8 protein-coding genes are annotated in these 9,392 nt (G+C 67.4%); 4 read left to right on the top strand and 4 right to left on the bottom strand.

What is annotated here, in order from left to right:
* Positions 1-2 precede the first annotated feature (2 nt).
* Positions 3-1,409 carry an NAD(P)H-quinone dehydrogenase gene (locus ACLQI9_RS32930; protein ID WP_442381479.1) on the bottom strand — a complete coding sequence of 469 codons (1,407 nt, stop codon included), beginning with the start codon at positions 1,407-1,409 and terminating at the stop codon, positions 3-5.
* A gap of 123 nt (positions 1,410-1,532) precedes the next feature.
* Between ACLQI9_RS32930 and ACLQI9_RS32935 the strand changes: the two genes are divergently transcribed.
* Positions 1,533-2,006 carry a gamma-glutamylcyclotransferase gene (locus ACLQI9_RS32935; protein WP_442381481.1) on the top strand — a complete coding sequence of 158 codons (474 nt, stop codon included), beginning with the start codon at positions 1,533-1,535 and terminating at the stop codon, positions 2,004-2,006.
* On the opposite strand, the gene ACLQI9_RS32940 is transcribed toward ACLQI9_RS32935, so the two are convergent.
* Both ACLQI9_RS32940 and ACLQI9_RS32945 read right to left on the bottom strand, forming a co-directional pair.
* On the bottom strand, positions 2,003-3,175 hold the full coding sequence (locus ACLQI9_RS32940; protein WP_442381483.1) for an amidohydrolase: 1,173 nt from the start codon (positions 3,173-3,175) through the stop codon (positions 2,003-2,005). The two genes, ACLQI9_RS32935 and ACLQI9_RS32940, sit on opposite strands and share 4 nt — an antisense overlap.
* Before the next feature lie 49 nt (positions 3,176-3,224).
* On the bottom strand, positions 3,225-4,406 hold the full coding sequence (locus ACLQI9_RS32945) for a M20 family metallopeptidase (protein ID WP_442381485.1): 1,182 nt from the start codon (positions 4,404-4,406) through the stop codon (positions 3,225-3,227).
* Between the two features lie 43 nt (positions 4,407-4,449).
* Between ACLQI9_RS32945 and ACLQI9_RS32950 the strand changes: the two genes are divergently transcribed.
* Entirely contained in the window at positions 4,450-5,268 is an 819-nt protein-coding gene (locus ACLQI9_RS32950; protein WP_442381495.1) for a purine-nucleoside phosphorylase, read from the top strand.
* Positions 5,265-6,878: a phospho-sugar mutase gene (locus ACLQI9_RS32955; RefSeq protein ID WP_442381487.1), complete on the top strand. Its 1,614-nt coding sequence runs from the start codon at positions 5,265-5,267 to the stop codon at positions 6,876-6,878. Before ACLQI9_RS32950 ends, ACLQI9_RS32955 begins: the two co-directional genes overlap by 4 nt.
* 1 nt (position 6,879) lies before the next feature.
* Here the strand turns inward: ACLQI9_RS32955 and upp are convergent, their stop codons facing one another.
* Positions 6,880-7,503: a uracil phosphoribosyltransferase gene (upp, locus tag ACLQI9_RS32960; protein ID WP_442381489.1), complete on the bottom strand. Its 624-nt coding sequence runs from the start codon at positions 7,501-7,503 to the stop codon at positions 6,880-6,882.
* A 223-nt stretch (positions 7,504-7,726) separates the two neighbouring features.
* On the opposite strand from upp, the gene ACLQI9_RS32965 reads away from it, so the two are divergent.
* Positions 7,727-9,343: a hypothetical protein gene (locus tag ACLQI9_RS32965; RefSeq protein WP_442381491.1), complete on the top strand. Its 1,617-nt coding sequence runs from the start codon at positions 7,727-7,729 to the stop codon at positions 9,341-9,343.
* Positions 9,344-9,392: the final 49 nt, after the last annotated feature.

The raw sequence follows: 9,392 nt of genomic DNA on the forward strand, positions 1-9,392 counted from the left end.
GGTCAGTCCAGGTCGTCGTGCGCCATCAGCCGACGTGCTGCCTCGGTGATCGAACCCGACAGCGACGGGTAGACGGACAATGTTTCGGCCAGCTGGTTGACGGTGATGCGGTTCTGCACGGCCATCGCGATCGGCAGGATCAGCTCGGATGCGATCGGCGCGACCACGACGCCGCCGATCACCACACCGGTGGACTGACGGCAAAAGATTTTGACGAAGCCTTGCCGAAGGCCCGACATCTTGGCCCGTGCATTGGTCTGCAACGGCAGCTTTATGGTCCGGGCCAGCACCGACCCGTTGTCGATCGCCGATTGCGGGATCCCGACCGCGGCGATCTCGGGCCGGGTGAACACCGCAGCGGCCACGGTGCGCAACCGGATGGGGCTGACCGCCTCTCCCAACGCGTGCCACATCGCGATGCGGCCCTGCATCGCGGCGACCGACGCCAGCAACAGCAGGCCGGTGCAGTCCCCGGCGGCGTAGATGCCGGGCACCGACGTCCGCGATACCCGGTCGACGGTTAGGTAGTTGCCACGTCCCAGCTCGATGCCCACCCGTTCCAGGCCCAGGCCGCTGGTGTTCGGCACCGATCCGATCGTCATCAGCGCGTGGCTGCCCTCCACCGTGCGACCGTCGGTCATCGTGACCAGCACCCCGGAGTCGGTGCGGGTGACCGACTCGGCACGTGCGTTCTTGACCAGCTGAACGCCGCGTTCGGCGAACGACTCCTCCAGCACCCGGGCGGCGTCGGCGTCCTCGTAGGGCAGCACCCGGTCGCGGCTGGCCACCACCGTGACGTCGACGCCCAATTCGGTATAGGCGTGCACGAATTCGGCGCCGGTGACACCGGAGCCCACCACGATGAGATGGTCGGGCAGGCTCTCCAGGTCATAAATCTGGCGCCAGGTCAGGATGCGCTCGCCATCAGGTTGCGCCGACGGCAACACCCGGGGGCTGGCGCCGGTGGCGATCAAAACGACGTCGGCGTCGTAGGTAGTCGTAGTGCCGTCGGCGGCGGTCGCCTTGACGCAGTGGGTTGCCAGACCGGGACTCGCATCGATCAGCTCACCCCTGCCGGCGACAACCTCGACACCCGCGCTGACCAGTTCGGAATTAACGTCGGCGGACTGGGCATTGGCCAGCGTCTTGACCCGCTGGTTGATCTCCGGCAAAGAGATCTTGGCGTCCTCGATATCGATGTCGAAGCCCAACCGAGGCGCCCGACGCAGTTCGGTGCGCACGCCGGTGGAGGCGATGAACGTCTTCGACGGCACGCAGTCGAACAGCACGGCCGCGCCGCCGATGCCGTCGGAGTCGACGACGGTGACCTGAGCGTCGCGTGCTGCCGCAACGAGTGCCGCCTCATAGCCGGCCGGCCCTCCCCCGAGGATCACAATGCGGGTCGCCACAGCCCCTAACCTAGCCCGGCGACGATGCGCGCCGCAGCGCGTCGTGAGAAGGAGCCGGACAATCAGATCTAGCTAACCTGTCGGATCACCGCCGCGCCCGGCACAGCCGTTTAAGCTTTCCCCGTGCCGCTCTACGCTGCCTACGGGTCGAATATGCATCCCGAGCAGATGCTGCAGCGCGCACCCCATTCGCCGATGGCCGGAACCGGTTGGTTGCACGGCTGGCGCCTGACGTTCGGTGGCGAGGACATCGGCTGGGAGGGCGCGCTGGCCACGGTCGTCGAGGATCCGGCCTCGAAGGTGTTCGTCGTGCTCTACGACATGACGTCCGCCGACGAGAACAACCTCGATCGATGGGAGGGTTCCGAGCTGGGGATCCACAAGAAGATTCGCTGCCGCGTGGAACGCTTGTCATCGGATACCACCACCGATCCAGTCCTGGCGTGGCTGTATGTGGTCGACGCCTGGGAGGGCGGTCTGCCGTCGGCGCGCTACATCGGCGTGATGGCCGACGCTGCGGAAATCGCCGGCGCGCCAGACGAATACGTGCACAACCTGCGCACCCGTGAGGCACGCAACATCGGTCCGGGAACCTAAATCGCGGCGGCGGACTGCTCGACGATGTTCGCCATCAGCCGCACCCCGATCGCCAGCGCCCGCTCATCGAGGTCGAACGTCGGCTGGTGCAGGTCCAGCTGCGGACCATGGCCCGACCAGACGCCCAATCGCGCCATCGCGCCGGGTACTTCCTCCAAATACCAGGAGAAATCCTCGCCGCCGCCAGACTGCCTGGTGTCGGTCAGCACGTCCGGGCCGACCGCTTCGATGGCGTGGGCGATGATGCGCGTCGAGATTTCCTCGTTGACCACCGGCGGCACGCCCCGGTTGTACTGCAGGGTGTGCTCGATACCCAGCGGCGACAGCAGGGCGGCCACGGTCTGACGCACGATGTCCTCGAGGCCCAGCCAGGTTTCGCGGCTGGCAGTGCGAATGGTGCCCGTCAGCACGCCGGTCTGCGGGATCGCGTTGGCGGCCACCCCCGCATTGACCGCGCCCCACACCATCACGGTGCCGTTGCGTGGGTCAATGCGGCGTGACAGCACACCAGGCAGCCCGGTGATCAGCGTCCCCAGCCCATAGACCAGGTCGGCGGTCAAGTGTGGGCGCGAGGTGTGGCCGCCCGGCGAATACAGGGTGATCTCGATCATGTCGGCCGCCGATGTGATCGGTCCCGCTTTCACCGCGATCTTGCCGACCGCCAGCCGGGGATCGCAGTGCAAGGCGAAGATCCGGCTCACTCCGGACAGCGCGCCGGCGGCGATCGCGTCGATCGCGCCGCCGGGCATCAGCTCTTCGGCGGGTTGGAAGATCAGCCGCAGCGCAATCGGCAGTTCCGGCACCCCTGCCAGCGCCAGCGCGGTACCCAGCAAGATCGCGGTATGCGCGTCGTGGCCGCAGGCATGCGCCGCGTTGGGCATCGTCGATTCATACGGGGCACCGGTCCGCTCGGCCATCGGTAACGCGTCCATATCGGCCCGCAACGCAATCCGAGGCTCCTGCTCAGGACCGAAATCGCAGGTCAGCCCCGTCCCGCCAGGTAGCACCTTCGGGTTGAGACCGGCGTCGGCCAACCGTTCGGCGACAAATTGTGTGGTGGCGTACTCCTGGCGGCCCAACTCCGGGTAGCGGTGGATGTGTCGCCGCCAGGCGACCAAGTCGTCGAAATGGGCTGCCAGCCACGATTCAACGCTGTCGGCAAGGCTCATAAGCGCCGCTCCTCCGCATCGCTTGGCTCTGCATCGTCGTCGGCGCGGCTCATAAGCGCCGCTCCTCACGCGCCGCCAGCACCCGATCGCGTTCGTCCGGTGACTCGGCAAGACGAACAACGGTGCGCGCCAACATGATTGCGCCGTCGATGACGGCCTTGTCGGCACTCGGGCCGATCGCGGCCGCGGCGAAGTCGGGCTGATGCAAGGAAGCGCCGCCGGCATCGACGGCGACCATGGGATGGATTCCGGGCAGGAGTTGCGTGACGTTCCCCATATCAGTACTGCCCAACGGGTGCGCCGCCTCGAGTTCTTCGTCGACAGGCGCGCGCCCAAGCCGCGTCATCTCGCCGCGGACGGCGCCGGCCAGCCAGCGGTCGGGCTTGAGCGCCTCGTACATCGGCTCGGTGGGCTCGACGCTGTAGTCACAGCCGGTGGCCACCGCACCGGCCAAGAAACAGTCGCCCACCTTGGCTTCCAGTTCGGCAAGCGACGAGGCCTCGGCGGCGCGCATCGTGTACTGCAGTTCGGTCCGGCTCGGGATGACGTTTGCGGCCTGCCCGCCGTCGGAGACGATGCCGTGCACCTGCTGGCCCGGTGCCAGCTGTTGACGCAGCACCCCGATGGCCACCTGAGCGACGGTGACGGCGTCGGCAGCATTCACACCCAGGTACGGCGCAGCCGATGCATGAGCTTCCCGGCCGCGGTACTCCACACGGACCGCAGACAACGTCAGCGACCGGGCGGCCGCGATGTCCACCGGCCCGGGATGCACCATCACCGCCACCGCCAAGTCGTCGAAGACTCCGGCGTTGAGCAGCAACACTTTTCCACCGCCGAACTCCTCGGCCGGCGTGCCCAGCAGCGCGACCGTCAGGCCCAGTTGGTCGGCGACCTCGGCCAGTGCCAGCGCGGCGCCCACTGCCGACGCGGCGATGATGTTGTGCCCGCAGGCATGACCGATGCCGGGCAAAGCGTCGTACTCGGCGCACACGCCAACGGCCAACGGACCGCTGCCGAAGTCGGCGCGGAAAGCGGTGTCCAACCCACCGGCCGCCGCGGTGATCTCGAAACCACGCTCAGCCACCAACGCCTGCGTCTTGGCGCAACTGCGGTACTCGGCGAACGCCAACTCCGGTTCGGCGTGGATCGCGTGGGACAGCTCGATCAGGTCCGTACCACGGCGCCGCACCGCGTCCTCGACGCGGTCCAACACCGGGATTGGGGCCATTCTCGCAGTATCTCACCGACTAAGCTCGCCGACTGTGCCGCCTGTGAATGACGGTCGACCCGACCCCGACACACTCGCCCGACGGGCCGCGCAGTTCATCGCCGAGGGCACCGGCATCGCCGAACACGATGTCGCGATCGTCCTGGGGTCCGGGTGGGCGCCGGCTGTTGCCGCGCTGGGCCCGCCGACCGCGGTGCTGCCGATGGCCGACCTGCCCGGCTTCACCCCTCCGACCGCGGTCGGCCACACCGGTCAGGTGTCGTCGGTGGGTATCGGTGCACACCGCGTGCTGGTGCTTGCCGGCCGTGTTCATGCTTACGAGGGCCATGACCTGCTGCACGTCGTGCATCCGGTGCGGGCGGCGGGCGCAGCGGGTGCGCGCGTCGTCGTGCTCACCAACGCGGCCGGTGCAGTGCGCCAGAACTTCGAGGTTGGTCAACCGGTGCTGATCAGCGACCACCTGAACCTGACCGCACGGTCTCCGCTGATCGGGGCCCAGTTCGTCGACATGGTCGACGCTTACGCACCGCGGCTGCGGGCACTGGCCCGTGAGGTCGACCCGACGCTGGCTGAAGGCGTGTACGCCGGGCTGCCCGGGCCGCATTATGAGACGCCCGCCGAGATCCGGATGCTGCGAACACTGGGCGCCGATCTGGTGGGCATGTCCACCGTGCACGAAACGATCGCGGCGCGCGCGGCCGGCGCAGAGGTCCTGGGCGTGTCGCTGGTGACGAATCTGGCTGCCGGGATCACCGGTGAGCCACTCAGCCACGCCGAGGTACTCGCCGCCGGCGCGGCCTCGGCGACCCGGATGGGCGCTTTGCTGGCTGACGTGATCGCGCGGCTCCGAGGACTGGCGTGACACCGCAGGATTGGATCTCGCACGACCCCGACCCGGTGACGGCCGCCGAGCTCGCCCGGTGCGATCACGCCGAACTGGCCGCACGGTTCGCCCGGCCGCTGACATTCGGCACCGCGGGACTGCGCGGCCCGGTCCGGGGTGGGCCGGACGCGATGAACCTCGCCGTGGTGTTGCGTGCCACCTGGGCAGTCGCAACGGTACTGAGCGGTCGAGGCCTCGGCCGTTCCACGGTGATTGTCGGGCGCGACGCTCGGCACGGCTCGGCCGCATTCGCGGTGGCAGCAGCCGAAGTGCTTGCCGCCGCGGACTTTTCAGTGGTGCTGCTTCCGGACCCGGTGCCTACACCGGTGCTGGCGTTTGCCGTACGGCACACCGGCGCAGCGGCAGGCATCCAGATCACCGCATCACACAATCCGCCGACCGACAACGGCTACAAGGTGTACGCCGACGGGGGAATTCAGATCATCTCCCCCACCGACCGCGAGATCGAAACCGCCATCGCCGTCGCCCCCTTCGCTGACGAGATCGCCAGGGCGCACGTCGAACCGTCTGACGCAGATCTGGTCGAGCATTACATCCAGCGGGTCGCCTGGGTCGGGCGCGCGTCGGGCTCGCTGAGGGTGGCGCTGACACCCTTACACGGAGTAGGTGGCGCGGTGGCCGTCGAAACGCTGCGACGCGCCGGCTTCGTCGACGTGTATACCGTCGCCGGCCAGTTCAGGCCCGATCCCGACTTCCCGACCGTCCGCTTCCCCAACCCCGAAGAACCTGGCGCCACGGACGCGCTACTGGCGCTGGCCCAAGACGTCAACGCCGAGATCGCGATCGCGCTGGATCCCGACGCTGATCGCTGCGCGGTCGGGATAGCCACACCGGCGGGTTGGCGGATGCTTTCCGGTGACGAGACCGGTTGGCTGTTCGGCGATTTCATCTTGTCGAGGACCGAACCGGGCAAGCTCGCCACGAGTGTGGTGGCGAGCACCGTGGTGTCGTCGCGGATGCTGTCCGCCATCGCCGCGCACTGGGGCGCACGCCATGTGGAGACCCTGACCGGCTTCAAATGGCTGGCCCGCGCCGATGCCGACTTACCCGGCAGCACATTGATCTACGCCTACGAGGAGGCGATCGGGCACTGTGTCGACCCGGCCGCGGTTCGGGACAAGGACGGCATCAGCGCCGCAGTGCTCGCCTGCAATCTGGTGGCGACGCTGAAACAGCAAGGGCACTCCGTGCTCGACGCTCTGGATGACCTGGCTCGCCGATTCGGTGTGCATGTCGGCGCAGCGGTGTCACGGGCGGTGGCCGACGCGAACGAGGCGACCGCAATGATGCGCCGATTGCGGGATTCGCCGCCGAGTCGTCTGGCCGGATTCGCCTCGACTACAACGGATCTGCTGCAGCGCCCAGGCCTGGATCGCACCGATGCGCTGATCTTCGCCGGCGCGGACGCCGACACGTCAGTACGGGTCGTGGTCCGACCGTCGGGCACCGAGCCGAAAGTCAAGTGCTACATCGAAGTTCGGTCTGCGGTGGACGAGGATCTGGCCGGTGCTCGCCGTCGCGCCACCGCGCTCTGCGACGAACTGGCGTCGTCGGTGCGGCGCTGGTAGCTCAGCGCGGCCCAAATTGGCGGTCGCCAGCGTCGCCGAGGCCCGGCAGGATGTAGGCCACGTCGTTGAGGCGGTCATCGACGGCCGCGGTGAACAACCGCACATGAGGCGCCGCTTTCTCCAGCGCCGCAATGCCTTCCGGCGCCACCACCACACACAGCGCGGTGATGTCGTCGGCGCCGCGCCGCTGCAGCAACCCGATGGTGTAGGTCATCGACCCGCCGGTGGCCAACATCGGGTCCAGGACCATTACCGGTTGGCTGCGCAGATCGTCGGGCAGCGACTCCAGATACGGCACGGGCAAAGCCGTTTCCTCGTCGCGGGCGACACCAACGAAGCCCACCCGCGCCTCCGGTAGCAGCGCATGCGCCTGATCGACCATGCCCAGCCCGGCCCGCAACACCGGTACCAGCAGCGGTGGATTGGCCAGCCGTGTTCCGACCGTCTCGGCCAATGGTGTGCGCACAGTGACCGCCTCGCGGGGCGCGTCACGAGTGGCCTCGTACACCAGCATCAGCGTCAGATCACGCAACGCCGCACGAAACCCCGCACTATTGGTGTGCTCGTCGCGCAGTGTGGTCAGCCGGGCCGCGGCCAGCGGGTGGTCAACGACGTGGACATCCACGGGACTCGACTTTAGCCCGCTGACGATGCAGAGCGCGCGGCGCGATGAGGAGACGGGCTATCAGAGCTAGATGTAGCGAGCGTCCTCATACCGTGGACCCGACCGGTTAGTTGAGCGTTGGCCCGCACGGCGGGCGAACGGATTGCAGGAGCGAGGGATCTCCGCTGTTGGAGATCCCTCGCGTCGGCTTAGCCTCAAGGTTGCTGATACCAAGGAGGCGATCGTGGCCGACTACGCAACTCTACTGCGGGATCACGTGACTTTGACCTGCCGCTCGGTGGACCGGATCTTTCTGCAGGCCTACGTTCCCAAGCTGCAGTCGGTGGGCGGGGTGTGCCAGTTTCTGTACTGGCAGAAGGGGTTTTCGATCCCCTCCTCAGCGGCGTTCGGCAAGATCGGTGACGCTTATGTCGCCGAGGTGCACCGGTGGGCCAAGGCGAACGGGATCGCGGTGCGCCGGTTTGCCAAGGGCGAGAACAAGGAGGAGATTGCCCGTCCGTTGATCGAGGCCGCCGAACGCGAGGGCGGCGATGGGAAGGTGGTGTTGATCGGGATCGCGCAGGAAAAGACCCCGGTGTGGCGGTCCTGGAAGGCCAAGGGTCAAGAGCACGCGGCGCATCCGCACATGGAGTGGGGTCGGCAGATGGCCTTCGTCAACCACTTCTACTTTTACCTTTGGGATCCGGACTGGGGTGGGGCGTTTTGGAAGACCAACGCCTACGCGCCGTGGCCGGTATGGATCTGGCTCAACGGACACACCTGGGCGCAGCGACAGTGCGAGCGGCTCGGCATCGGCTACACCGCCCTGGACAACGGGTTCCGCGACTGCGAGGATCCCGCCGCGTTACAGCGCATCTGCGACCGGCTCGGCTCCGGCGCGGTGAAAAGCTTCTTTTGGCGCTGGCAAAAGCGGCTACCGTCCCCGTTCACCCGCGAGGATGTGCGGGCCGGTTACGTCTACGAGTTGGCGTTTCGCCAGTTCGAGATCTCCGATACCCGGGTATTCGATCGGCCGGCGGCCGGGCGATCGTTTTTCGAGCAGCTCATCCGCGACCACCTCGACGTGGGCCGCCCGGAGAAGGTGTCGCTGATCTTCGACCGGAGCATCAGCCGGCGCACGCCGGGCACCTTCCGCACCCAGGTGATCACCAAAGGCGTGGACCCGCAGATCAGCTGCTACTACAAGTCGAGCCGGATCAAGCAGTACTTTAAGGAGCATCGGGCGTTGCGCACCGAGACGGTCATCTGCGACACCCGCGACTTCGGCATCGGCCGGCGGGTGACCGCCGACAACTGGAAGGCCCTACGGGCGGTTGGCGATCGCGCCAACCAGCGTCTGTGCGACGCGCAAGCATCCGATGCCCGGCCCGCTCCGGATGTGGCCACCTTCACCCAGGTGACCCGACCGTCGCACATCGACGGTCAACACGCCCCCGGACTGCCGTTCGGGGACCCGCGGGTGATGGCGGTCATGGCCGCCATTGTGGGATTCACCCATCTGCTTGCCGGGTTCGACAACCCAGCCCTGGTCCGAGCCGTTACCACCCTGCTGGGCTGCTCCTACACCAGCCGCCAGGCCACCTACGACCTGCGGCGGCTCAAACGCAAGGGACTCGTTGTCCGGCTGCCGGGCCATCACCGCTACCAACTCACCCCGCTGGGCCGGCGCGTCGCGGTGCTGTTCACCAAGGTCTACGGGCGTGTCCTCGCACCCGGCTTCGCTGAGTTAGACCCAAGGCTCCCAACAGATCTCGCCGATCGCAACGAACTGGCGCGCGCCTGGCGGCAACTCGACCAACGCCTGAATCAATTCACAAACGCAGCGCTCACCGCAGCCTAAACCCCAACTTGGTCTGATTGTGAACTTCGCCCTCACCAAGCGAACCTAG

This window comes from Mycobacterium sp. (assembly GCF_052143115.1).
Taxonomy (GTDB): Bacteria; Actinomycetota; Actinomycetes; order Mycobacteriales; family Mycobacteriaceae; genus Mycobacterium.

What these genes read in the sequence shown, in the direction of transcription:
- ACLQI9_RS32940 (WP_442381483.1), bottom strand. Translation starts at nt 3,175, where the DNA reads ATGAGCCTTGCCGACAGCGTTGAATCGTGGCTGGCAGCCCATTTCGAC.
- ACLQI9_RS32945 (WP_442381485.1), bottom strand. Translation starts at nt 4,406, where the DNA reads ATGGCCCCAATCCCGGTGTTGGACCGCGTCGAGGACGCGGTGCGGCGC.